General features: G+C 70.9%; 20 protein-coding genes and 1 pseudogene. 10 read left to right on the top strand and 11 right to left on the bottom strand.

Going from position 1 to position 24,217, the window contains the following annotated elements:
• The first annotated feature begins 62 nt into the window (after positions 1 to 62).
• Entirely contained in the window at positions 63 to 1,073 is a 1,011-nt protein-coding gene (locus tag ABH926_RS10230) for a polysaccharide deacetylase family protein (protein ID WP_370365166.1), read from the top strand.
• A 79-nt stretch (positions 1,074 to 1,152) separates the two neighbouring features.
• On the opposite strand, the gene ABH926_RS10225 is transcribed toward ABH926_RS10230, so the two are convergent.
• The 6 genes from ABH926_RS10225 to ABH926_RS10200 form a co-directional block, all read right to left on the bottom strand.
• Positions 1,153 to 2,922, bottom strand: coding sequence for a cell wall-binding repeat-containing protein (locus tag ABH926_RS10225; RefSeq protein WP_370365165.1), 1,770 nt, complete (start codon positions 2,920 to 2,922; stop codon positions 1,153 to 1,155).
• A 176-nt stretch (positions 2,923 to 3,098) separates the two neighbouring features.
• Positions 3,099 to 3,356 (bottom strand): hypothetical protein, encoded by a 258-nt coding sequence (locus ABH926_RS10220; protein ID WP_370365164.1) that lies wholly within the window; start codon positions 3,354 to 3,356, stop codon positions 3,099 to 3,101.
• Between the two features lie 211 nt (positions 3,357 to 3,567).
• Entirely contained in the window at positions 3,568 to 4,695 is a 1,128-nt protein-coding gene (locus tag ABH926_RS10215) for a PLP-dependent cysteine synthase family protein (RefSeq protein WP_370365163.1), read from the bottom strand.
• Between the two features lie 130 nt (positions 4,696 to 4,825).
• Entirely contained in the window at positions 4,826 to 5,809 is a 984-nt protein-coding gene (locus ABH926_RS10210; protein ID WP_370365162.1) for a metal-dependent hydrolase, read from the bottom strand.
• A 14-nt stretch (positions 5,810 to 5,823) separates the two neighbouring features.
• On the bottom strand, positions 5,824 to 7,596 hold the full coding sequence (locus ABH926_RS10205) for an SDR family oxidoreductase (RefSeq protein ID WP_370365161.1): 1,773 nt from the start codon (positions 7,594 to 7,596) through the stop codon (positions 5,824 to 5,826).
• Positions 7,593 to 8,462 carry a M24 family metallopeptidase gene (locus tag ABH926_RS10200; protein WP_370365160.1) on the bottom strand — a complete coding sequence of 290 codons (870 nt, stop codon included), beginning with the start codon at positions 8,460 to 8,462 and terminating at the stop codon, positions 7,593 to 7,595. Before ABH926_RS10200 ends, ABH926_RS10205 begins: the two co-directional genes overlap by 4 nt.
• Before the next feature lie 172 nt (positions 8,463 to 8,634).
• Here ABH926_RS10200 and ABH926_RS10195 point away from each other — a divergent pair, with 172 nt between their 5' ends.
• From ABH926_RS10195 to ABH926_RS10185, 3 genes are all read left to right on the top strand, one after another.
• On the top strand, positions 8,635 to 9,285 hold the full coding sequence (locus ABH926_RS10195; protein WP_370365159.1) for a TetR/AcrR family transcriptional regulator: 651 nt from the start codon (positions 8,635 to 8,637) through the stop codon (positions 9,283 to 9,285).
• An 83-nt stretch (positions 9,286 to 9,368) separates the two neighbouring features.
• A complete protein-coding gene (locus ABH926_RS10190; protein ID WP_370365158.1) occupies positions 9,369 to 9,902 on the top strand; it encodes a SigE family RNA polymerase sigma factor in 534 nt (177 codons plus the stop codon).
• A 14-nt stretch (positions 9,903 to 9,916) separates the two neighbouring features.
• The gene (locus tag ABH926_RS10185; protein ID WP_370365157.1) at positions 9,917 to 11,056 is read left to right on the top strand and encodes a hypothetical protein; all 1,140 of its coding nucleotides are present in this window, start codon (positions 9,917 to 9,919) and stop codon (positions 11,054 to 11,056) included.
• Positions 11,057 to 11,110: 54 nt separating this feature from the next.
• On the opposite strand, the gene purU is transcribed toward ABH926_RS10185, so the two are convergent.
• The 3 genes and pseudogenes from purU to ABH926_RS10170 form a co-directional block, all read right to left on the bottom strand.
• Positions 11,111 to 11,995 (bottom strand): formyltetrahydrofolate deformylase, encoded by an 885-nt coding sequence (gene purU, locus ABH926_RS10180; RefSeq protein ID WP_370365156.1) that lies wholly within the window; start codon positions 11,993 to 11,995, stop codon positions 11,111 to 11,113.
• A gap of 49 nt (positions 11,996 to 12,044) precedes the next feature.
• Positions 12,045 to 13,227: pseudogene (locus ABH926_RS10175) on the bottom strand (glutathionylspermidine synthase family protein).
• Positions 13,227 to 13,577: a hypothetical protein gene (locus tag ABH926_RS10170; RefSeq protein WP_370365155.1), complete on the bottom strand. Its 351-nt coding sequence runs from the start codon at positions 13,575 to 13,577 to the stop codon at positions 13,227 to 13,229. Before ABH926_RS10170 ends, ABH926_RS10175 begins: the two are co-directional and overlap by 1 nt.
• Before the next feature lie 205 nt (positions 13,578 to 13,782).
• On the opposite strand from ABH926_RS10170, the gene ABH926_RS10165 reads away from it, so the two are divergent.
• Complete coding sequence (locus ABH926_RS10165; RefSeq protein WP_370365154.1) at positions 13,783 to 14,805, top strand: FAD-dependent oxidoreductase; 1,023 nt, start codon at positions 13,783 to 13,785, stop codon at positions 14,803 to 14,805.
• A gap of 97 nt (positions 14,806 to 14,902) precedes the next feature.
• Here ABH926_RS10165 and ABH926_RS10160 read toward each other — a convergent pair whose 3' ends face one another.
• Positions 14,903 to 16,459 carry a class I adenylate-forming enzyme family protein gene (locus ABH926_RS10160; protein ID WP_370365153.1) on the bottom strand — a complete coding sequence of 519 codons (1,557 nt, stop codon included), beginning with the start codon at positions 16,457 to 16,459 and terminating at the stop codon, positions 14,903 to 14,905.
• A 182-nt stretch (positions 16,460 to 16,641) separates the two neighbouring features.
• Between ABH926_RS10160 and ABH926_RS10155 the strand changes: the two genes are divergently transcribed.
• Positions 16,642 to 17,760 carry an LLM class flavin-dependent oxidoreductase gene (locus tag ABH926_RS10155; RefSeq protein WP_370365152.1) on the top strand — a complete coding sequence of 373 codons (1,119 nt, stop codon included), beginning with the start codon at positions 16,642 to 16,644 and terminating at the stop codon, positions 17,758 to 17,760.
• A gap of 7 nt (positions 17,761 to 17,767) precedes the next feature.
• Here ABH926_RS10155 and ABH926_RS10150 read toward each other — a convergent pair whose 3' ends face one another.
• On the bottom strand, positions 17,768 to 18,400 hold the full coding sequence (locus tag ABH926_RS10150; RefSeq protein ID WP_370365151.1) for a cysteine hydrolase family protein: 633 nt from the start codon (positions 18,398 to 18,400) through the stop codon (positions 17,768 to 17,770).
• Positions 18,401 to 18,509: 109 nt separating this feature from the next.
• Here ABH926_RS10150 and ABH926_RS10145 point away from each other — a divergent pair, with 109 nt between their 5' ends.
• From ABH926_RS10145 to ABH926_RS10130, 4 genes are all read left to right on the top strand, one after another.
• Positions 18,510 to 19,724, top strand: a complete 1,215-nt coding sequence (locus tag ABH926_RS10145) for an acyl-CoA dehydrogenase family protein (protein WP_370365150.1) — start codon at positions 18,510 to 18,512, stop codon at positions 19,722 to 19,724.
• Positions 19,724 to 20,755: an acyl-CoA dehydrogenase family protein gene (locus ABH926_RS10140; protein ID WP_370365149.1), complete on the top strand. Its 1,032-nt coding sequence runs from the start codon at positions 19,724 to 19,726 to the stop codon at positions 20,753 to 20,755. Before ABH926_RS10145 ends, ABH926_RS10140 begins: the two co-directional genes overlap by 1 nt.
• Positions 20,756 to 21,147: 392 nt before the next feature.
• Positions 21,148 to 22,128, top strand: coding sequence for a hypothetical protein (locus tag ABH926_RS10135; protein ID WP_370365148.1), 981 nt, complete (start codon positions 21,148 to 21,150; stop codon positions 22,126 to 22,128).
• Between the two features lie 436 nt (positions 22,129 to 22,564).
• On the top strand, positions 22,565 to 24,163 hold the full coding sequence (locus tag ABH926_RS10130; RefSeq protein ID WP_370365147.1) for a CpaF family protein: 1,599 nt from the start codon (positions 22,565 to 22,567) through the stop codon (positions 24,161 to 24,163).
• Positions 24,164 to 24,217 lie beyond the last annotated feature (54 nt).

Below are 24,217 nucleotides of genomic sequence, written 5' to 3'. Positions count from 1 at the left end.
CACCTCGGCGCACTGACCAGGCTGGTTATGGAACCGGCGGGTCGACAGTGAATGATTGTCCGATGATTCGCCCGTTCTTGTCCCAGTTCAAGCAGCCCCTCACCGTCGTCGCCGTCCTCGGTGCGGTCGGAGTGACGGCCACAGCGTGCGCGAGCAACGGGTCCAGCGGGCGGAACGCGTCCCCGACGAACGCGAGACCTTCCGCGACGCGGACGGATTCGGGTCCCGACGGCCAGAGCGGGACGCCCGGTTCCTCGGGGAGCAGCGGAACCAGCGGCACCGCTGGCACCAGCACCGGAACGGGGCCTGACACCGGCACCGGCACCGGCACCAGCACCAGCCCTGGGTCCTCGACCACCTCGAGCACCGCCCCGAGCACCGCCCCGAACCCCGGCACCACCACCCCCGGCTACCGCCCGCCGCCGACCCCGCGCACCAACGCGGACGTCGACTGCTCGGTGGCCAAGTGCATCGCCCTCACCTTCGACGACGGCCCGGGCCCGGACACCGGCCGCCTGCTGGACCTGCTGAAGGCGCAGAACGTCCCGGCCACCTTCTTCGTGCTCGGGGAGCAGGCGGTCAAGTACCCGTCCGTGGTCAACCGCGAGTACGCCGAGGGCAACGAGGTCGGCAACCACACCTGGGACCACAAGGACCTCTCCAAGCTGCCCGCCGCCGCGGTCCAGGACGAGATCAACCGTGCCGCCGACGCGATAGCCGCGACCGGCATACCCCGCCCGACGCTGGTCCGGCCGCCGTACGGCGCGGTCAACGACACGGTGCGCAGCGTCGGCGGCTTCCCCTTCATCATGTGGCGCGTCGACCCCGAGGACTGGAAGTACCCGGACCCGGCCCGCGTCGCGGACCAGATCGTCGGCCACGCCAAGCCCGGCCGCATCGTGCTCTCCCACGACACGCACAAGACCACGGTCGACGCGATGCCCGCGGTGGTCGAGCGGCTCAAGCAGCAGGGGTACACGTTCGTCACTGTCAGCACCCTGCTGAAGGGGGTCCCTCTGCAGAACGGGACGTCGTACTTCAACCGGCCGGTACCGGCGGAAAGCACCCGGTGAGAACACCAGGCCCGCCGGAAGAATCCGGCGGGCCTGGTGCAGTTCAGGCTATTCAGTTGTCAGATCCCTCGGCGGGTTCTTAGAACTTGCCGATGGTGGAGACCTTCACCAGGGCGGCGATCTCCTTGGCGACCTTCGGCGAGATCGCCGCGTCGCCACCGAAGATGTTGATCTCCTGGGTGTTGAACCCGGCGATGGCGTCCGCGGTGTAGGCGGGCAGCACGTGCGGGTCGGTCAGCAGCAGCGGGCCGTCGACGGTGGCCATGTAGGCGCCACCGGTCAGAGCGTCCGGGTAAACCAGGCCGGTGGCGACGCCGATCTGGTCGGTCTTGCCGTTGGGCAGGAAGTGCGCGGCCACCTTCTCGGCGGTCTCGTAGCGGTCGTGGCCCACAGCGGTGCTGTAGGTGCCGGCCGAGCCCTTGATGGTTGTCATCGCCGCGGCGGCCTGCCCGCCGATGGCGGCCACGTTCTGCTGGCCGGCCTTCAGCTTGCTGTTCACGTAGGCCGCGGTGCCGGCGTCGAAGGTGTTGAAGTTGCTCAGGACCACCGCCGAGCCGCCGTCGCCGGCCCCGAACACGTTGGCCGCGTACGGGCCGGCCGCCAGGGCGTCGGCGAAGCCGTCGTGGTTCTGACCCTCGTCGCCGCGCGCCACGATGACGTGCGACGGGTTGTTCATGCCGTACTGGCTCTCGGCGACCTGCAGCGCGGTCTGGAAGCGGTCCTCGCCGGCCAGGCGGTGGGTGGTGTAGCCCAGGCCGTCCAGCTCGTTCTCGATGCCCACGTTGAGCGCGGCGTTGCCGCCCAGCAGCAGGACGGTCGAGCCCTTCGGCAGGATCCGCTTGATCTCGGTCAGCACCTTGTCGTTGACTGTGGTCGCGGTGCCGTCGGTGAGCAGCAGCGGGCCCTGGGCCTTCTTGGCCAGCGGCACGGCGACCAGCGCGTCGGCGAAGTCGTTGCCGGTGGCCAGCACGACCGACTTGGCCTGGGTGCGGTTGTCGGTGGTGACACCGGCGTCCGCCCACTGGTGCTGCGAGATCTGGACACCGGTCTCGTAGCGGGTCGCGCCGGCGGCCTGCAGGACCTCGACACCGGTCTCGCTGACCTTCACGGTGAAGGACTGGGTGGCCGTCGTGGGCTTGGCGGCGCCATCGCTCAGCGTCACCGTGACCGTGTAGGTCTTGTCGGCGGCGTAGGAGTGCGACAGCTTCGCGTCGCCGGCCTTGATCAGCGACGGGTCGCCGGGGAAGGTCGTGGTGACGTTGTCGCCCCAGTTGACCGTGGTCACGGCGGTCTTGACCGACTGGTCGACCGAAGAGCCGGCCAGCGACAGGGTCACCGGGCTGTTCTTCTTGGTGCTGGTCGCGGACAGCGACGCGGCGAGGTTCACGTCGGTGACGGTGATCGTCTGCGTCACCGGCGCCGGCGGCGTCTTGGAGCCGTCGTTCAGGGTCACCGTGACGGTGTACTTGCCGGGCGCCGCGTAGGGGTGGGCCACGTTGGCCGTGGCCGCGGACAGGGTGCCGTCCGCCGCGAAGTTGATCGTCTGCGTGTCCTTGGCGCCATCCCAGTTGATGGTGACCGAGGAGGTGCTCGCGATGCTCGGGTCGACCGTGGTGCCGGTCAGGTTGACGTTGCCGGACAGGCTGGTCGCGCCGGTGCCCGCGGTGACCGAGGCCTTGAACACGCTGGCCGCGGTCTGCTGACCGTCCTGCGAGTGCGCCTGCGGCGTGCCGGTCGCGGCGTTCGCCGCACCGGTGCCGACGACACCGACGCCGACGGCGGCCAGCGTGGTCGTGATGGCCAGCGTCGAAAGACGCTTACGAGCTACAGAGTGGTTCTGGCTTGCCATTTTCGGGGGGACCTCCGGAATGGGCCGGGTGCCTGGGACTGGCTGCTCCGGCGTTTCATTTCTGCTGTGTTCAGTTGTGTGGGTGCCCCGGTCGCCTCTCGGCGGCGGGGCTGGTCGCGGGTCGGGGCGGGCCTCGTGGGTCCGGCCCGGCCGCGGCCAAGCTGGGGGGTGGCCGGTCAGGCCATGGGGCTGGGTGCTGTGTCGACGATTTCCTCGGCCGGGCTGTCGACGACCTCGGTCTCGACGCTTTGCGGGCCGACCGGGGGATATGTGTGGAAGACCGGGGTCCGCAGGACTCGCGCGGTCGGGTTCTTGAGGTCGGTGCTCGATCCGTCACCCCAGTTGAGGCGGACCGAAGGTGCCGCCTTTCCCATGCTGACAGCAGACTCGGCCATGGCGGCGACAGCCGGCCGGGCCTTTGTCATGGCATGCATGGGGATTCCTCCGTGGGTGGGACGTGGGCGGCGATATTCAACCGCCCACGCAACCCTCCCCAGAGGCGAGAAACTGCGCATCCTGCGATGTGCGTAGAAAGCGATGGGCCTACGTACGTAGCACCTGATGGTTGCCCCGCCGCAGGTAAAGTCTTCGAAACAGCTTTGTGACAATCACCGGATCAGCTGTTGGTCCGGCATCGCCGGGGGCTTATTCGGGCCAGTTCCCCGTGGCGAGCGCCACACGCAACTGCTCGCTGTACGGTGCCAGATCGAGCCCTTGCTCAGCCAGCCACGCGTCAGATTTGTACGTGTTCCGATACCGCTCGCCGCCGTCGCACAGCAGCGTCACGATGGAGCCCCGGGCCCCGACCGCACGCAGCTCGCACATCAGCTTCACCACGCCCCAGAAGTTGGTCCCGGTGGATCCGCCGGCGTCGCGGCCGGACATCTCGGAGACCAGACGCATCGCGGCGATGGACGCGGCATCCGGGACCCGGATCATACGGTCCACGACGTCCGGCTGGAACGAGGGTTCCACGCGCGGCCGGCCGATCCCCTCGATGCGCGAGCCCTTGCCGGTCACGTACGACAGGTCGTGGCTGCGCCAGCCCTCGAAGAACGCCGAGTTCTCCGGGTCCACGACGCACAGCTGCGTGCCGTACCGCTGGTAGCGCAGGTACCGGCCGATCGTCGCGGACGTGCCGCCGGTCCCGGCGCCGACCACGATCCAGCGCGGGCAGGGGTGCCGCTCCTGCCCCATCTGCTCGAAGATCGATTCCGCGATGTTGTTGTTGCCCCGCCAGTCGGTGGCCCGTTCGGCGTAGGTGAACTGGTCCATGTAGTGGCCGCCGCCGGATTCGGCCGGAGCCGCGGCGGCGACCCGCCGCGCCTCCTCGTACAGCGCGCCGGGATCGTCCACGAAGTGGCACTGGCCGCCCTGGAACTCGATGAGCTCGCACTTCTCCTTGGACGTCGAGCGCGGCATCACCGCTACGAACGGCAGGCCCAGCATCCGCGCGAAGTAGGCCTCGGACACCGCGGTGGACCCGCTGGAGGCCTCCACGATCGTCGTGCCCTCGCGGATCCAGCCGTTGCACAGCCCGTAAAGGAACAGCGAGCGCGCCAGCCGGTGCTTGAGCGAGCCGGTGGGATGCGTCGACTCGTCCTTGAGGTACACGTCGATCCCCCACTCCGGCCACGGGTCGGGGAGCCGGAGCGGGATCAGGTGCGTGTCGGCGGAGCGGTTGGCGTCCGCCGAGACGCGCCGGATCGCCTCGTCCACCCAGGCGCGGCCGGACTGACAGAGCGGGTCGGAGACATCCGTGCTTTGCTGCATGGGCTCATGCTAGATCGTCGCGCTGACAGGAATCCCCCCAAATGGGATATATCTCCAGCGCAAAGAGATCGGAAAGGCGGGGTCGCGGCAGCCCTGATCTGCCACGACCCCGCCGCTTGAGGGGTGGTGCTCAGCCGGCGCCGCCCGCACCGCCCTTGCGCGCCGCCGCGAGCTCGGCCGCGTAGACGGCGGCCGGCGACACCGCCAGGTAGTCCAGCGCCGACTGCGTCGAGCCGCGGCGCGACGGGTGGTACGACGGCTTGAGATACCTGGGCACCTCGACGGCCAGGCTGCCCAGCGAGGGCAGCCGCCCGCGCCGCGCGGCGTCGCGGAACCGTCCCAGGAACTCGCGCTCGGTCATCCGGCTCGGGCGGCCGGGACGCAGCCCGTGCGGGTCGTTGGTGACCATGTACTTCGCGCCGCGGCCCCAGATCCAGGCGAACGCCACGGAGGTCACCAGCATCGCGCGGCTGCGCCGGGCGTAGGAGCCGTCCAAGTGCATGAACACGTCGTAGGCCACCGACCGGTGCTCGACCTCCTCGGCGCCGTGCCAGCGCAGCAGGTCCAGCATCACCGGGTCGGCGCCGGCGGCGTCCAGGCCGCGGGAGTCCACGATCCACTTGCCGAGCACCGCCGTGAAGTGCTCGATCGCCGCGATGATCGCCAGCCGCTCGCGCAGCCACTTCTTGCGGGCGAAGGGCGGCATCGTGCTGTCTCCGAGCAGCTGCTCGAAGAGCCACTCGATCTGCTCCACGAACGGGTCCGGGTCCAGGCCCTGCACCTTCATGTGGTGCAGCACGTTCTGGTGCGCGACCGCGTGCGTGCCCTCCTGGCCCATGAAGCCCTTGACCTCGGCCTTGAGCCGCTCGTCGCGGATGTACGGCAGGATCTGCTTGTAGACGTGCACGAACCAGCGCTCGCCGGCCGGCAGCAGCAGGTGCAGCACGTTGATGATGTGGGTCGCGTACGGATCCTCGGGGATCCAGTGCAGCGGCGTGTTCTCCCAGTCGAACTTCACCCGCCGCGGTTTGAGGTCCGGGTGCCGTTCGATGTCCGAGGTGGTCGCCGGGTCCGTCTCGGCCGCGGTGTCGGCGACCGCCGGGGTGTCAGCCATGTCGGTTCAGCTCCTCAGCCGGTCGGGTCGATCTTCGCCATCCGGCGGGCCAGCGCCGGGGACAGCCGCGAGATGGCCTTGCTCGCCTTCGCCTCCAGCGCCACCGGCACCACCGGCCTGTCGCGCCGCACGGCGTCCACGATGCGCTCGGCCACCTTGTCGGGGCCGAAGTTCCGCCTCCGGTACAGGCCGGTGATGCGCTGCCGGGTGCGCTCCTGCTGCTCGGCGCTCTGCCCGACGAACTTCGTGGTCCGGGTGATGTTGGTGGCGATGAAGCCCGGGCAGATCGCCGAGACGCCGATGCCGTGGCGGGCGAACTCCGCGCGCAGACACTCGGAGAGCATGAGGACGGCGGCCTTGGAGGTCGAGTACGCGGAGAGCGTGCGCGACGGCGTATATGCGGCCGCCGATGCGAGGTTCACGATGTGCCCGCCCTCGCCGCGCTCCCGCATCATCTCGCCGAAGCACCGCGCGCCGTGGATGACGCCCCACACGTTGACGCCGAGGATCTTCTCCCAGTCCTTCACCTCTGTGGCGAGGAACGGACCGGACATGCCGATGCCCGCGTTGTTGACGACCACGTCCGGGACGCCTGCCGTCGCCTTCACGTCGTTCGCGAACTTCTCCATGGCCTCGCCGGAGGAGACGTCGACCGTATAGAGGTAGCCGCGCGCACCGAGCAGTTCCACCAACTCCACAGTCCGCGCCGCGGCGACACCGTCTATGTCGGCGACGACGATGTCCGCACCCTTCTCGGCGAAAGCCAACGCGGTGGCGCGTCCGATCCCGGAGCCGGCGCCGGTGATGACGACGAGCTTGTCTTCGAACTCGCGCCGGTCTTTAGTGCCTTGCTTTGCCTCGGCACGCAGTAGGGAACGCACAGGCTCGGGTCCTCCCGGAGTCGCGATGCTGGACTGGACGAACTCCCGGATCCGCTCGGCGATCAGCGCCGGTTTCTTCACGACGATCCAGTGGCCGCCGTTGACCTTGCGCACATAGAGCCGCTCCGTCCACGGCACCGGCGCATGCGCGGCCAGAGCCGGGGTGACGAACCGGTCCCCGGTCGGCGTGAGCACCTGGACCGGGACCGTGGTCGGCCGCTCCTCGGGGTGCCGCATCTTGGGCAGCATGTTGGCCCGGTAATAGAGGACGCCGCGCGAACCATCCCTATGCAGAGTCGGCGAGGGGTCGAGTCTGGTGCCCTCTATAGCCTTGATGATCCGTGGCCATTGCTTGGCCAGACCGAGCCGCCACGCCACGCGCGGTCCCACAGGCAGGTGGAACACGACGATGTACCACGACGCGAGCGCCTGCTTCAGCGAACGCGCCGCCGCCTTCGGCGTCGGCTTCCGGATACCGGAGCGCGTCCACATAGCGGCGTGGTCCAGGCAGGGACCGGAGATGGACGTATAGGAAAGGAAACGCTGTGCGGAGTCCGCACGGGTGACCGCTTCCCAGGCCTGGATGGATCCCCAGTCGTGGCCGACCAGATGGATCGGCATATCGGGGGCGACCACGTCTGCGACCGCATAGAGGTCGTCCGCAAGGTGCTCCAACGTATAGCCGTGCTTGAACAGCGGCCCCTTGGAAGCGCCAATGCCGCGGGTGTCGTAGGTGACGACGTGGAAGTCCTCAACGAGTTCGGACACCACGCCGTCCCACACCGCCTGGGTGTCGGGGTAGCCGTGGACCAACAGCACGGTCGGCTTCGAGGGGTCCCCGTAGGTGTGGACGGAGAGTTTGCCGCCCTCGACGGTGACCGCGAGAGTGCGGACGTCCTGGGTCATGAGTGCGCGCCTTCCAGTGTCCGGGCCTGCTCCTGCCACCGCCGGACGTGCGGCAGGTCGTCGTCGAGCCAGAAGGCGTCGTCCTCGGTGACGACCAGCAGCTCCTCGAACTTCACCCCCACGTCGCGGAATCCGATGTGCGGCTCGACCGCCCACAGCCCCGGCGTGGGCGCGTGGCGGGAGGCGCGGCCGCCGGCCCACAGCGGGGAGCGGCCCTTGATGCCCTCGGTGACGATCTCGCGGCCGAGGGTCTCCAGCGTCCGCAGGCCGAAGCCGAACGCGTAGCGGCCCATGTTTCGGCGCTGCGTCATCCGGCCGACCTGGTGGCCGATGACGCGGCCGGGGTAGACCTTGTGCCGGGACTCGTATCCCTGCTGCGCGATGAGAACGTCGACCGCCGCGTAGACCTCGGAGAGGGTGTCCCCGGCCTTGATCCGTTCCAGGATCACCGTCCGGTACTCCGCGAGGTCACGCATGAGCGCGTCGAAGATGCGGTTCGTGCCGGGTCCGCCGAGGACGCCGGCGTAGCCGATGTCGGAGACGTACCCGTCGACCACCGGGGAGCAGTCGAGGATGTACGACATCCCCTCTTCCAGGCGCTTGTTCGTCGGGAAGAAGTGCAGCGGCGTCCACGGGCCCTTCAGCGAGCGGAACGCTGTGCGCTCCCCGAACCAGGCGAAGGGGATGTGGAAGAAGTCCTCGACGCCGTTCTCCCGCAGGAAGGCGCGCATCCGCCGCGCGACCTCCCGCTCGGTGACGCCGGCCTCCAGTCCCGCGCCGACCGTCTCGGCGCAGCGGTAGGCCAGCGCCTGGGCGTCGCGGTGACGCTGCAGGGCTTCGGGGGTGGGGCCGGTTTTATTGGACACGGCGTCTAATGTAAACGCGGAGTGTCCCACCGACAAGACCCCGTTTCCGGAACGGACACCGGCGGCCCGAGGAGCACTGTTCGGCAGATTCGGGAACACCGGAGCAGATTCGGGAACGGTCGCGACACGCTTGCCGATTCGTTCCTGCTGCCGGACGTGGCAGCATGGCGATGTGCAGTCCGAGTCCCGCAGCTCCCAGCCAGTCCGCCCGGCCCCGCGCACGGCGCCCCGCCGGCGGCTGTCCGTCGACCGCCGCCGCGACGAGCTGATCGAGGCGGCCCTGGACCTGCTCGCCAAGCGCGGCCCCGACGAGGTCTCGGTCGACGACGTGGCCCAGGCCGCCGGCGCCTCGCGTGCGCTGGTCTACCACTACTTCGGCACCAAGCAGGAGCTCTACGCCGCCGCGCTGTCCAAGGCCGCCGCCGAGCTGACGCGGCGCCTGGCGCAGGTCGAGCCGGGCGACACCCCGCTTCAGCGGCTGGACCGCGCGGTCCGGGCGTTCGTGGAGTTCGCCGAGGCGCACTCCGCCGGGTTCGTCGCGCTGCTCGGCGGTTCGGCGGCGTACGGCTCCGGTGGGGAGTCGGCCGCTCTGGTGCACTCCGTGGAGGACACCGTCTACGAACTCCTCGTGGAGGGACTCGGCGAGCCCACGCCGGTGGACCCGCTCGTCCGGATGACGCTCAAGTGCTGGGTCGCCGCCGCCGAGACCGCGGTGCTGGACTGGCTCAAGCACCAGGACCTGGCCCGCACCGAGATCGAGCAGCAGCTGATCGTGCAGCTCGGCGCGCTGCTGATGGCGATCGGGCATGAGGTTCCGGTCTAAGCGACCCACTAAGGAACTCACAGGGAACGAAGAAACCCGTCCCCTGTTCCAACCACGCGGACCGTCCTCCGGTCATACCTAACGTGAGGAAACTCAAGAGCCCGCTGGTGCCTGGCGGTTCGGCCGATGCCCGCGAACAGTTCCGTGAGTACGCCGTGGGGGCACAGCCCCACTTGCGCCGTAGCGCGTACCTGTTGTGCGGGGACTGGCACACCGCCGAGGACCTCGTGCAGACGACCTTCGGTCGGCTGTTCCGGTCCTGGCCGAGGGTGAGCCGTGCCGACTCCGTCGACGCGTACGCCCGCACGGTGCTGTACCGCGCCTTCCTGGATCTCAAGCAGAAGGACCGCACGACCGTCGCCCTGGACGACATCCCCGAACCGGCCTCCCCGGCCGACGACGCCGCCCTGCGGCTCGCGGTGCGCAGCGCACTCGACACGCTGCCGCCGCGGGCCCGGGCGGTCGTCCTCCTGCGGTTCTGGGAGGACCTGACCGTCGAGCAGACGGCCGACGCGCTCGGGGTCTCCTCCGGGACGGTCAAGAGCCAGACGTCCCGGGCGATCGCCATTCTGCGGCAGCGGCTCGGTGCGGCCGTCGGCGAGCTCATCCACGACTAGCTGGGAGAAGAACTGTGAACGACATGCGTGAGCTGTTGTCCGGCGCGCTTCCGGCGCCGGAGGACGAGCCACAGCAGCGGGACGTCATCGACGCCGCTATGGACTGGGGCATGCGCCGGCGGCGGCGGGACTGGGCGCTGTCCGGCGCGGCGGCGCTGGCGGTGCTGGCAGTGGGGACGGGGGTCGCGGCCATGAGCGGCGGGTCCGGGAACGGCGCGAGCCCCGCGGGCGGCCCGGGCCTCGCCGCACCCACGACGGCGAGCAGCCCGTCGTTCCCGGAGGGCATGTGGTGGACGCCGTACTGCAACACCCCGGGCACCGTTAAGGGAGACCTGGCACAGTACTGCAATCTGTACAACGCGCAGCAGAACTTCAACGCCGACTTCGCCAAGGGTTCGGCGAAGTACATCCAGGCGGCGCTGCCGGCGGGATACACCGTGAAGGCGACGGATTCCTGGTTCCTCGTCCTCACCGGGCCGAACGGCAAGACGAACTTCATGTTCCCCTCCACGGAGTCGGCATCGACTCTGGACGGGCACCCGCTGAGCTGTGGCGGCCAGGCGCCGGCCGGATGCGTCCAGACCAGCACGGCCGGCGGGACGGTGGTCGTGAACAGCGACCCCTCGGGCGCCCCGAGCGCCGGATACGTCGGGAAGGGAGTGACGGACCCGCGGGTCGACATCCTGCTGGGCACCTCTACCGGCGGCGCCCCGAACGGCGTGGCACCGCCCACGTCGGCGACGCCGCTGCTGAGCAACGCCCAGTTGGCGACGATCCTGAGCGATGCCGGGTTCCTGAACTACGCGAAGGCGCAGCTCCAGCACCTGGAAGACATCACCAAGCAGCTGCAGAGCATGGCTCCGCCGAACTCGAGCGGATACACGCTCCCGACCGCGCCGAGTCTGGGCGGGTACCCGGTCGGGGCGCCGCCGAGTGGCGCGACCGACTCGTGGAGTCCGCCGTCGGGAAGCCTGTCGTCGGGACAGACCCCACCGTCGGGACAGACCCCGCCGTCAGGGAGTCAGTCCTCCGGCTTCAGCCAGCCTTCCGGAAGCGAGTCATCGGGGAACAGCCAGCCACCCGAAACCCAGTCCTCCGGAACCACCCAGTCCTCCGGAACCAGCCAGCCCTCCGGAAGCCAGTCGAGCTCCTGACAAGCCGGGCCCTGGGAAGCGAGCAGCGCTTTCCAGGGCCCCGCACCGTCCGTCCTATGCGAAGACGACCGTGCGGTTCCCGTTCAGCAGCACCCGATGCTCGGCGTGCCACTTCACGGCGCGCGCCAGCACCTGGCACTCCACGTCGCGGCCGACCGCGACCAGCTGCTCGGGGCTGACGCCGTGGCCGACGCGCGCCACCTCCTGCTCGATGATCGGGCCCTCGTCGAGGTCGGCGGTGACGTAGTGGGCGGTGGCCCCGATCAGCTTCACGCCGCGGGCGTGCGCCTGGTGGTAGGGCTTGGCGCCCTTGAAGCTCGGCAGGAAGGAGTGGTGGATGTTGACGATCCGGCCCTCCAGCGCCTTGCACACGTCGTCGCTGAGCACCTGCATGTAGCGGGCCAGCACGACCAGCTCCACGCCCCGGCTCTCGACCACCTCCAGCAGCGCGGCCTCGGCCTCCGCCTTGGCCTCGGTGTCGCCGGCGGCGACCGGCAGGTACACGAAGTCCACGCCGTAGGAGCCGGTCAGCTCCTCGAAGTCCCGGTGGTTCGACACCACGGCGGCGATCCGCACCGGCAGCGCCCCGGTGCTGGCCCGGAACAGCAGGTCGTTCAGGCAGTGCCCGAACTTGCTGACCATCAGCACCACCGGCATGAGGTCGTTGGCGTCGTGGATCCGCCAGGCCATCCGGAAGGTCGCCCCGACCGCCTCGAAGCTGCTGTTCAGCTGCTCCAGCGTCACCGCGTCGTGGACCCGCTCGAAGCTGACGCGCATGAAGAACAGACCGGAGTCCGGGTCGCCGTACTGCTGGCTGTCCAGAATCGTGCAGCCCGTCATGAGGAGGTAGTTCGCGACGCCGTGCACGACACCGGGGGTGTCCGGACACGACAGGGTGAGGACCCACTGCTGCTTCTTCGGCTCGGCCATGCCCGCCATTGTCGCTGATCGCGGGCGTTCGTCCCAGTAACCGTCCGACTGGCGGCCGCTAACCGTCGATGACGTGCGGCACGAACCGCGCGTAGGTGTCCGTCACCAGCCCGTCCGAGCTCCCGGATCCCCAGGCCCGCCGGCTCGCCGTCGACGAGCCACGACCCGAGCACCGCACGGCCGCCCCCGTCGCTGCCGGAGAACTCCGGAAGCGGGGAGAACTCCTGGTAGACGTACCCCTCCCGGCCGTAGTGCCCGGGCTGCTCGAACTCCTCGCCGCCGGTGACGATGCGGATCGAGGCGCCCTCGCGGCCCAGGAGCGGCTTGGCGACGTAGTCCCTCATGCCGCGCGGGCCGTCGAGGTAGGCGGGCAGCAGATTCGGGTGGCCGGGATAGAGCTCCCACAGGATCGCCAGCAGCGCCTTGTTGGACAGCAGCATCTTCCAGATCGGCTCGATCCACTGCGTGCGGTCGGCGGCGGCCAGCGCCAGCGGGCCGAAGTCCTCGGCGACCAGCCACTCCCACGGGTAGAGCTTGAACACCGTACGGATGCGGGTCTGCTCGAGGTCCACGAACCAGCCCGAGGCGGCGTGCCAGCCGATCTTCTCCACCGGCAGCACCACCGGGGTCAGGCCGGCCTGCTGCGCGGTCTCGGCGACGTAGGAGGAGGTCATGTAGTCCTCGCCGCTCTCGTCGCACTCGGCGTAGACGAAGTGCACCGGGCCGTGCGAGAGCCGGACGCGCGTCTTCTGCCAGGCGTCGACCAGGCGCTCGTGGAGCGAGTTCCACTGGTCCAGGTCCGGCCGCGTGTCCTGGAGCCAGTACCACTGGCAGATCGCGGACTCCAGGAGCATCGTCGGGGTGTCCGCGTTGTACTCCAGCAGCTTCGCCGTGCGGCCGTCGTCGCCGTCGTAGCGCAGGTCGAAGCGCGAGTACAGCGACGGCGGCTGCGCCGACCAGGACTCGCGGATCGCGCGGACCACCGCCGGGTCGGTGATGCCCAGGTCGGCGAAGCGGTCGCGGGCGACGACGTGCTCGGCCGCGGCCAGGCACATGGCGTGCAGCTCCGCGGTGGTGTCCTCCAGCGCGTCGACCTCGGCCATGGTCAGCGAGTAGTGCGCGGACTCGTACCAGTAGGGGACGACGCTGCCGTCCTCCAGGTCCGTCACCGGGAAGACCAGGCCCTGCGATTCGACGGCCTCGCGCCAGCGCTCGCGGGGCGGGCTCTGCAGTCTGCGCATCAGCCGCCGTGCCCGCCTTCGCCGCCACCGTGGCCGCCCTCGCCGCCCTCGCCCCCGCTGCCGCCGTGTCCGCCGAAGCCGCCGCGGACCACGCCGTGCTCGCCGACCTCGCCGCCGGAGACGCGCTGGCCCAGCTTGAAGCCGCTGCCGCCGCGGTACCAGTGCGCGTAGGTGAAGTTGGTCGTGGTGTCCTGGCAGTACTGGTCCGGGATCACCGTGTTGTTGCGGGTGTCCACGCAGCGGTCGTGGTCGTCGTGGCTGCACCCCGCGACGCCCCAGCCGATCACCGCCGCCGACATCATGCCGCCGACGATCAGTTTCGCGCGCTGCCGTTTGACCTGTTCGCGCATGGTCTTCCCCCCGATTCCGTGCGCCCCCGACCCCGTTTCACGCAGCCTACTCCGGCCGACATGGCGGGACGAAGACCGAAAGCCCGGCCGAAAGCCCGGCCGAAGACCGAAAGCCCGGCCGAAGGCCGAAACATCGGCGAAGCGATCCGGAAACGTCGGTCCGGCATCGTGGAGGCATCGCGTCGCCGACCGAAGGGATCCCGCTATGACCAGGAAGATCGTCGTGGTCGGCTGGGGCCTGGCGGCCCACCGCCTCGTCACCGGATTGCTGGCCGCGGACGCCGATGTGGACGTCACCGTCTACGCCGGCGAGGGTGGCACAGCGCACGACCGCTCGGCGCTGCCGGGCATGCTGACCGGTGCCGCCGCGGCCGCCCTGCCGACCCCGGCCGACCCGCGCCTGACCGTGCGGGCAGGCGTCCGGGCCGTGGCCGTGGACCGCATGCACCGGCTCGTCCACGGCTCCGACCAGTGGATCCAGCCGTACGACACCCTGGTCCTGGCCACCGGCGCCAATCCGGTGCTGCCGCCGATCAAGGGCCTGCGGACCGACGACGGCCTGGACCTGCTCCCCGGCGTCCACTCCGCGCACACCGCGGCCGACTTCCGCCGCCTGGCCGAGGCCGCGACCGCCGCCACCCACGCCGTCGTCATAGGCGGCAGCACCACCGGCCTGGACGTGGCCGCGGCGCTGCGCCTGATGCGCGCGGACGACCCGCTGCACGTCGAGCTCATCGACCAGACCCCGGCCACGCCGGAGATCACCCCGACCGACGCCTACCTGACGCTGCGCCGCACCGGGGTCATCGCCTACCAGGACTGCCGGGTCCGGGCCCTGACGTCCGGCCCCGGCGGCCGGCTCGAGGGCGTCACGCTCGCCGACGGCCACCGGCTGACCTGCGACCTGGCGGTCCTGGCCTGCGGCACCGCGCCGAACACCGCCCTGGCCTGGACCTCGGGTCTGGCGGTGGCGCGCGGCATCGTCGTGGACGACACGCTGCGCAGCGTCTCCGACCCGCACATCCACGCCCTCGGTGCCTGCGCCGAGCACCGCCGGAGCCTGTCCGGACGGTCCGAGACGGTGCTGGCCCAGGCCGACGTGCTCGCGGCGCGGCTGTCCGGCCTGGACCCGCACGCCACATACCGCGGGCCCGGCGCGCATGCCGTGCCGTCGCCCGCCACGGTTGTCGCCGAAGCCGAAGCGCTCCTCAAGGCCACGGCGGCGTAAGCAAGGGCCGGCCAATGGCGACCGGCCCTGAGATGGCGGTACCGGTACACCCCGCCGGTACCGCCATCTCACCTCGCGGTGCCGGCCGCACGGCCGGCTAGTCCCGGAACCGCGCCACCAGATCCCGCTTGATCACCTTGCCGGTCGGATTCCGCGGCAGCCCGTCCACGATCTCCAGCTGCTCCGGCAGCTTGTGGGTGGTCAGCCCGGCCTGCTTCAGGAACGCGACCATCTCCGCGAACTCCAGCGGCTGCGCCTCCCCGGCGTCCCCTGTCTCCTCCAGGCCGACGACCACCGCGCACACCCGCTCGCCCCGCTCGGCGTCCGGCAGCCCGATCACCGCGGCCTCGGCCACGCGCGGATGCGTGAACAACAGGTCCTCGATCTCCTTGGCGGAGATGTTCTCGCCCTTGCGGATGATGATGTCCTTGAGCCGTCCGGTGATCCGCACGAAGCCCTCGGCGTCCACGGTCCCGAGGTCGCCGGTGCGGAAGTAGCCGTCCGCGTCGAAGGCGTCGGCGTTCAGCGCCTCGTCCACATAGCCGAGCATCAGCTGCGGCGCCTTGGCCCGCAGCTCGCCCTCGTCGCCGGGGCCGGCGGGCTTGCCGTCCAGCGTCACCACCCGCAGCTCGACGCCGGGCATCGGGCGCCCCTCGGAGTCGTCGAGCGCCGACTGCGGGTCGTGCACCGTGGACATGGTCAGGATCGGCGCCTCGGTCAGACCCCAGCCCGCTATCACGCCGAGGCCCCCGACCTCGTCACGGATCTGGGCGTGCAGCGTCGCCGGGCGCGGCGCGCCGCCGCCGTTGCACAGCCGGAAGGTGGGGAACGCCCGCTGTCCCGGGCGGGTCTTTGCGAACTCCCGCTGGGCTTTGAGATAGGCCAGGTGGAACGGCGTCCCCGAACCGCCGAGCGTCACCTTCTCCCGGCCGAACAGCTCCACGGCCGCCGCCGGGTCGAACCGGTCCAGCAAGACGTTCGACAGCCCGGCCATGAGCGAGGACGCGAGCCAGATCGGGCCGGCGACGTGGGTCAGCGGGAACGCCATCCCGTTGATGTCCTCGCCGGTCAGCGCCAGGCAGGTGTGCATGCCGCGGGCCGCGGCCAGGATCGCCGCGTCGGTGTGCCGGGCGCCCTTGGGATCGGCCGTGGTGCCCGAGCTGTAGAAGTACCAGCGCAGTTCGCGCTCGGCAGGAGCCTGATACGGCGGGAGCACGGCCGGGTCGCCCTCGGGCAGGGTGCGGTCGGCGGTGATCTGCCGGGTCGCAGTGCCCTGGGTCAGTCGTGAGATCATCGCGGCGAAGTCGAAGCCGCCGAACTCCGACGGCGTGATCACCAGCTCCGGCGCGATCTGCCGGACGATGAACCCCACCTCGCGGTCGCGGTAGATGGGGATGATCGGGTTCTGGACCGCGCCGAGCCGGCTCAGCGCGGCCATCAGCACGTAGCCGACGTTCCAGGTGGGCAGCTGCCAGGACACCACGGTCCCGGCGCGCACCCCGAGGCCGTGCAGCCCGGCCGCGGTCCGCAGCGCGGCGTCCCGGAAGGCGCCGTTGGTCATCCGCGACCCGCCGGAGTCCACCAGCAGCTCGCGGTCCGGATCAGCCTCGGCGCGCCGCTCGATCAGCTCCCACAGGCTTCCCGCGTCCAGCATCGCGCGCCTCCAGTCGGCACAGATCGGATCGGATCAAATCTGACGGTGAGTCAGTTCCAGGCAGTTCTACTCCACGCCGCGATCAGGCGGAAGAGCCGTGCCCCTTGCGACCGCAAAGCCGATCAGTACGATATCTGACGGTGCGTCAGATGGCGCCGACCGACGACGAGTAGGAGCCCACCGTGGAGTTCGGCCTCTTCAACAGCCTCTACGTACCACAGGACCACCCCGAGATAACGGAGGCCACGCGGCTCCGCGACGAGATCGAGCTGGTCAAGGCCGCCGACCGCGCGGGCTTCAAGTACACCTGGGCCACCGAGCACCATTTCCTCGACGAGTACTCGCACCTGTCCGCGAACGAGGCCTTCCTGGGCTACCTCGCCGCCGCCACCGAGCGCATCCACCTGGGCTCCGGCATCTTCAACATCACCCCGCCGGTCAGCCACCCGGCCCGGGTCGCCGAGAAGGTCGCGGTGCTCGACCACCTGTCCGGCGGCCGGTTCGAGTTCGGCGTCGGCCGCGGCTCCTCGACCACCGAGACCAAGGGCTTCGGCATCGAGGACTCCGACGTGACCCGCGAGATGGTCGACGAGACGCTGCCGCAGATCGTGCGCATGTGGAAGGAGACGGACTACAGCTTCGAAGGCCGCTTCTTCTCGATGCCGCGGCGCAACGTCCTGCCCAAGCCGCTGACCGACCCGCACCCGCCGCTGTGGGTCGCGGCCGGGTCGCCGGGCACCTTCAAGAAGGCGGCCGAGATGGGCATCGGCGTGCTCTGTTTCGCCCAGGCCTCGATGGACGACCTGGGCAAGCTGATCGCCATCTACAAGGAGGAGATCGAGCGCTGCGAGAACCCGGTCGGCGGCTACATCAACAACAACGTCATGGTCACCTCGCAGCTGGTGTGCCTGGAGGACGGCCAGCGGGCCCGCGAGGTGGCCGCCACCATGGGCTCGGGCTACCACCAGACGCTGCTGTGGAAGTACCTGGACACCTTCCCGCGCCCGCAGTGGGTCAACGACCTCGGCGGCCGCATCCCGGAGATGGACCGCGCGACCATCGACGCGGTAATCGAGGCCAAGGCGATGTGCATCGGCACGCCGGAGGAGGTGGCCGGCGCGGTCGAGGCGGTGCGGGCGATCGGGGCGGACCAGCTGGTGTTCGGGATGCTGTCCACGGCGATGCCGATCGACGTGGCGATCGAGTCGGTGGAGACGTTCGGACGCGAGGTGCTGCCCCGGTTCGACACCGATCCGGTGCACTCCACGACGCGGCAGCGGCAGGCGCAGCTCGGAGGCTGAGCCGATCTCACCTTCCCCAGGCAGTCGCCAGATCGGTGCTGGTCGTCAGCACGGCCAGCACCGCGAGGGTGTTCTCGATCATCGCCTCCGCGTACGCCGCCGGCACCCCGGCCACCGCGTCGCGCGGCAGCACCACGTCGAAGCCGGCGTTGACCGCGTCCATCACCAGGTTGGTGATGGCCACGTTGACCGACAGGCCCACCGGGACCACGGTCCGCGCGCCGACGTTGCGCAGCACCGCGGCCAGGCCGGAGTCGTACATCGGCCCGAGACCGTGGTAGCGCGGCAGCTCGATGTCGGTGTCCAGCAGGCCGATCTCGTCGATCACGGCCGCCGCCCGCGAGCCGGGCAGGAGGTCCTCCACGTCGGCGCGGCGGGCCGACTTCAGGGCCGCGGCGAACAGCCGGGCGTTGGTGTTCGCGCCGCGGGCGTCGGGGCGGCGGTAGACCGTGGCGTGGATGACCGGGACGCCGGCCGCACGCGCGGCGTCCACCACCCGCACCATGGCCGGGACGTGCGGCCGCGCCGCGGCGGCGAGGTCGGGGAACAGGGCCGACGGGCCCAGGACGCCGTTCTGCACCTCGGAGGTGACCACGGCGCAGCGGGACGGCTCCAGCATCGCGTTCAGATCGACCGGCATGCCGGGCACGGTAGCTGACGCGGCGTCAGTTGGGGAGCGGGTCTTGTGGCCCGCGATCTCGCGCAATACGCTCACCTGACGGACCGTCAGATACCGACAGGAGCCCGCTGTGCAGCTGCGTGACACCCCGGACCAACAGCGGTTCCGTGAAGAGCTGCGCGCCTGGCTCCGCGCGACCCTGCCGACCCTGGACCCGCAGCCCTCGCAGGACGACTGGCCGGCCCGCCGCGCCCACGACTCGCACTGGCAGGCGCTGCTGCACCAGGCCGGCTACGCCGGGCTGAACTGGCCGGCCGAGTACGGCGGCCGTGGCGCGACCCCGACCGAGCACCTCATCTTCCTGGAGGAGTCGGAGCTGGCCGGCGCGCCCTATGTGGGCGTGAACTTCGTCGGCCTGCTGCACGCCGGCCCCACGCTCATCGCCGAGGCCAGTCCGGAGCAGCGCGAACGCCACATCCCGGCGATCCTGCGGGGCGAGGAGATCTGGTGCCAGGGCTTCTCCGAGCCGGACGCCGGTTCGGACCTGGCGGCGCTGCGGACGCGGGCGGTGCGCGAAGGAGCCGGCGGTGAGCACTATGTCGTCAACGGCCGCAAGACCTGGACCTCGCACGCCGAGGTCGCGGACTACTGCGAGCTGCTGGTGCGCACCGGGCCCCCGGACGGCCCCAAGCACCAGGGCATCACCTGGCTGATCATGCCGATGGACACCCCCGGCGTCGCGCTGCGCCCGCTGATGACCGCCGGCGGCTCGACCGAGTTCTCCGAGATGATCCTGGAGGACGTCCGCATCCCGGTGGCGAACCGGGTCGGCCAGGAGGGCGACGGCTGGCGGATCGCCATGGTCACCTTCGCCTTCGAGCGCGGGACCGGGTTCGTCTCCGAGGTGGTGTGGGCCCGGCGGCGGCTGGTGGAGATCGCGGCCCTGGCCCGGGAGAAGGCGGCTTGGGAGGACTCGCAGACCCGCCGCCGGATCGCCAGGCTCGCGGCCGAGTTCGACGCATTGTGGGCCCTGGTGAAACGGAACGTGTCAGAGGCCGAACACTCCGCCGACGGCGTCCCCGGCCCCGGTTCCTCAGTTTTCAAGTTGAGGTTCTCCGAAGCCCGGCAGCACCTGGACGACCTGCACGCCGAGGTCCGCGGCCGGGACGCGCTGGCCTTCGACGACGAGCTGTGCACCTACGACGGCGAGCCGGGCTATGAGCGCCTGCGGTCCCTGGCGTACACGATCGCCGCGGGCACCTCGCAGGTCCAGCGCAACATCATCGGCGAGCGGATCCTGGGCCTGCCCAAGGAGCCCTCGGCCGCCAAGGGGGGTGCGCGGTAATGGACTTCCGGCCGACACAGGACCAGCTGGCGCTGGCCGGCGCGGTGCGCGACGTACTGGGCAAGCACTCGGCGCCGGGGACGCCGGGGCAGAAGGCGCCCGAGGCCGGCATCGGCGGTGTGGACGTGGCGCTGTGGCGCGACCTGGCCGAGCTCGGGATCTTCGGGGTGCGGGTGCCGGAGGCCGGCGGCGGCCTCGGCCTCGGGCATGCCGAATCAGTGCACGTCTTCGAGGAGCTGGGACGCTGCCTGGCCACCGGCCCCTTCACCGCCACCGCGCTGGCCGCGCCGCTGCTCCCGGAGTACGCGGGCGGCCGGCACCGGGTCGGGTTCGGCGACCTGACCGGCGGCGAGCCGCAGATCCTGGAGCACCTCGACGCGCTGGACGCGCTGCTGGTCGTCGAGACCGTCGAGGGCGAGGCCCCGGGTGCCGTCGGGCACACCCAGGTGCTGCGCGTCGAACCGATCGAGCTGCGCGCCGATGCCGTTCCACACCCTGTGGATCCCTGCGTCCCGCTGCACCGGCTGCGCCAGAAGCCGCTGCGCGGCGAGATCGTCGGCGACGCCGGCACCGCCGACGCGCTGCTGCGCGAAGGCGCCCTGCTGACCGCCGCCTACCAGGTGGGCATCGCCGCGGTGCTGACCGAGCGCGCGGTCGCCTACGCCAAGCAGCGCACGCAGTTCGGCCGGGCCATCGGCTCCTTCCAGGCGGTCAAGCACCTGTGCGCGGACATGTTCGCGCGCGCCGAGCTGGCCCGCGCCGCCGTGCATTCGGCCGCGGTGCTGCTCGACGACGAGGCGGCCGGCCACGACGGCGCCGACCTGCCCGCCGCCGCGGCCGCGGTGTCGGCGGCCAAACTGCTCGCCGACGAGGCCGCGGTGACGAATGCGAGGTCTGCGATCCAGGTGCACGGCGGCATGGGCTGCACGTGGGAGATGGGCCTGCACTTCCATCTCAAGCGGGCCTGGGCCCTGTCGATGGCCTACGGCCGCGCCGCGGAACACACGGACCTGATTTCCGAGTCCCTGTAAGCGAAACCCGGCTCGCCCGCCAACGGTCATCCAGCACGCCACACTCAGGCGTTGATTGATGGCGAATATTGACACCCCGCACTGGGCGCGCCTATACAGGGATGCCTGACGTATGTACGGCGAACTCCCAGCTCAGCCGCTCGCCGATGACTCCGCGGGCCACAGTCGGCCCAGGTGAGGGCGCGCGCGGCCCGCGGTGGCAGAGCTCTGCGACGCCGGTCGCGAAACCCCGACGAATCCACAGGACTACATCGGTCGCGACTGGTTACAACTGAATCAGAGTTCTCATAGCTTTTGAGGAAACGGACACCGTACCACTAAAGAGCATCAGTCCGCGCAATGCCACAAAGCTCCACCGCGCCACCGAACAACCGGGAAAGAGCACAGCCGATGTGGACCCCACCCGCGCCACTCCCCGCCGGCGGCGGCGCCAGCCCGAGCGCGCCGGCCGTCCGACCGATCGCGACCGCCGGCGGCCGCGGTCCGGTCCGGCGTACGCGGGCGTCCGCGCCGATGGGCCCGCCATGGCGATGATCTGCCTGGTGTCGGCCAAGAACTCGCCCGGAGTGACCACCACGGCGGTGGCGCTGGCCGAGTCCTGGCCCAGGCCGGTGCTGCTGGCCGAGTGCGACCCGCGCTACGGCGACATCGTCGCCGGCTACCAGCAGGGCGGCGGGGACGTGGCCAAGGGCCTGCTCGGCCTGGCCGCGATCCACCAGCACACCGACATCCGGCAGGAGGTCGTCCGCTACGTCCAGCCGCTGAGCCCGAGCTCCCCGGCCCGGTTCCTGGCCGGGGTCCAGGTGCCGGCCCAGGCCGCGGCCGTGTCAGTGCTCTGGGAACCGCTGTCCCGGGTGCTGCCGGCGCTGGTCGTGAAGCGGCGGACGGTGGACGTGATCGTGGACTGCGGGCCGCTGCACGCCGCGCACGCGCCGCTGCCGCTGATCCAGCACGCCGACCTGGTGCTGCTGGTCACCGGCGACCACCTGGAGCAGATCCGCGCGGCCCACGACGCGGTCGGGACCATCACCGCGCACATGGCCGCCGCCCGGCCGCGCGCCGACCCGCGCTGGTGCCTGGCCGGCGTCGTGATCCCGCCGGGCGCCCGCCGCCACAACCCCCGGGAGGCGATCGAGCAGGCGCTGGAGATCGACGTGATCGCCGAGGTGCGCCACGACACCAAGGTCGGCGCCGAACTGCTGGGCCGGCGGAACCTGCCGAGCGGCTATTCACGCTCGGGATACATGCGCGACATCCGGGAGTTGCAAGCTGCTATCGACCGTCACTTGAACCGCCCGGCGCCGCCGGCGCGCACCGTCGCCACGAGCCGCCGGCTGACGGTGGTACCCGGGGAGGCCGCCCATGCCGGCTGACAAGAACGATCCGCGGCGCGTCCAAGCCGGCACCAGTGGGACCAGTGGCGCCGCCGGCGGCGCGGGACGGGCTCGCGGCACCGGGCGGAGCGACCAGGTATCAGAGCTGCGCGATGCCATCGCGTTCCTGAACCGGGAGAGCGTCGCACTCCCCGATCCCGCCACGCCGCCTTGGGAAAGCCGGCAGAGTGCCGAACCACCCGCCCCGGCGAGAGGACCGAAGCCACCGCTCGCGCCGGTCCGCGAACTGGGTCCGTCACCGGACCGGCCGCCGGCGCACGCTCTGCCTCCGGGGCCGCCGCCGGTCGTGGGGGGCGCCATGCAGTTCCGTCACGGCACGCCGAGCGCCGGTCGGCGTCAGCTTCCGCCGCCGCCTCAGGCTCCGGTTCCCCCCTCGCCCGCACCCGCGCCCTCGGCGCCGCCGATGGACGACCAGATGGACGACCAGACGAACCGCTCGCGCCACGAACTCGCGCTCCGGTTCGGCGGCGGCTCCGAATACCCGACGGAACCCAAGCCCGCCCAAGGGATCCACGCGTTCTCGGCCGTCGACTGGAACGGCATCGACGCCATCCGCAAACAGGTGCGCGACCGGATCTCCGCCCAGTTCGCGGCCCCCGACTCCGGCACCGAGGAGCAGCGCCGGGCCTTCGGCATGGCCGTCATCGAGGAGGCGGTGAACTCCTGGGCGGCCCGGGCCGCGGCGCGCGGCCAGGCGGTCGACGACATCCGGCAGGACGCGATGCGGCGGGCCGCGGGCGCCTCGGTCTTCGGCATGGGCGGCCTGGCCCCGATGCTGGACCATCCCGACGTCGAGACCATCGAGTACCGGGGCTGCGACGACGGCCACGTGGTCTACACCGACGGCCGCGTGGAGAAGGCGCCGAGGATCGCCTCCTCCGACGAGTCGCTGCTCGCCGACATGCGCACCTGGGCCGCCCGGCGTCACCGGGTCCTGACCCCGGCCGAGCCGCTGCTGGACCTGACCGTGGACGGCGGCGCTCGGCTGACCGGGACCATCGGCGTGTCCAAGCGGCCGACGCTGGTCGTACGCCGGCACCGGGTCGTGAAGGTGACGCTGGACGACCTGGTGGTGCGCGGCATGGTCTCCCCGGCGATCGCGGCCTTCCTGCGCAGCGCGGTGCTGGCCGGCCAGACGATCGTGGTCACCGGACCGCTCGACGCGGGCAAGACGACGCTGCTGCGCGCGCTGGCCGCCGAGATCCCGGTGATGGAGCGCTACGCGACGGTCGAGGCAGAGTTCGAACTCAACCTTGACGAGATCGGACGGCACCCGCGGATGGTCGCGTACCAGTCGTGGCCGGGGACCACGGAGCGCGGCCCGGACGGCCGGCGCGTCGGCGAGGTGACGCTGTCGGACGTCATCGAGGTGGCGCTGCGGATGAACGTGGCGCGGCTGGTCGTCGGCGAGGTGCGCGGCCCGGAGGCGGCCACGCTGCTGGAGGCGGTGTCGACCGGCGGCCGGGCGGCGCTGTGCGCGATCCACTCCGGCTCGGCACGGGAGGCGTTCAACAAGTTCGTCATGCTGTGCATGCGCACCACCATGAGCAGGGACTCCGCGGTGCAGCTCGCGGCCGAGACCCTGCACTACGTGGTGAACATCCGCATGGACACCGATCCGGCCACGGACACGCGGGAGCCGCGCGCCACCGGGCGCTACGTCGACCGGGTGGTGGAGATCAACGGTCTCGGCGACCGGCTGGCCCCGGTCGTCACCGAGGTGTTCGCGCCCGGACCAGACGGCCGCGCGGTGTTCGCACAGCGGCCGGAACGGCTGGCGACACTGCAACGCGCGGGGTTCGACCCCAAGTGGTTCCTCTACGGGAACGACCAGTGGTACGTCGCCCCGGTCCCGGCCGCGCAGAACGTCTCGCGCCCCGCGCCGCACCAGCAGCGCGACGGCGGACGCGGCTTCCAGAACATGACGCCGGTCCCGAAGCCGTCCCTGACCGAGCAGGACGTCTTCGACCGGCAGTACCTGCACGGCAGGCGCATTGACTCCGAGCCCCACTGACTTCTGAGCCCCACTGACTTCTGAGCGCCACTGACTTCTGAGCGCCACTGACTA

It is taken from the genome of Catenulispora sp. GP43 (assembly GCF_041260665.1).
Lineage (GTDB): Bacteria > Actinomycetota > Actinomycetes > Streptomycetales > Catenulisporaceae > Catenulispora.
This window is presented reverse-complemented; position numbering and strand designations above follow the sequence as displayed.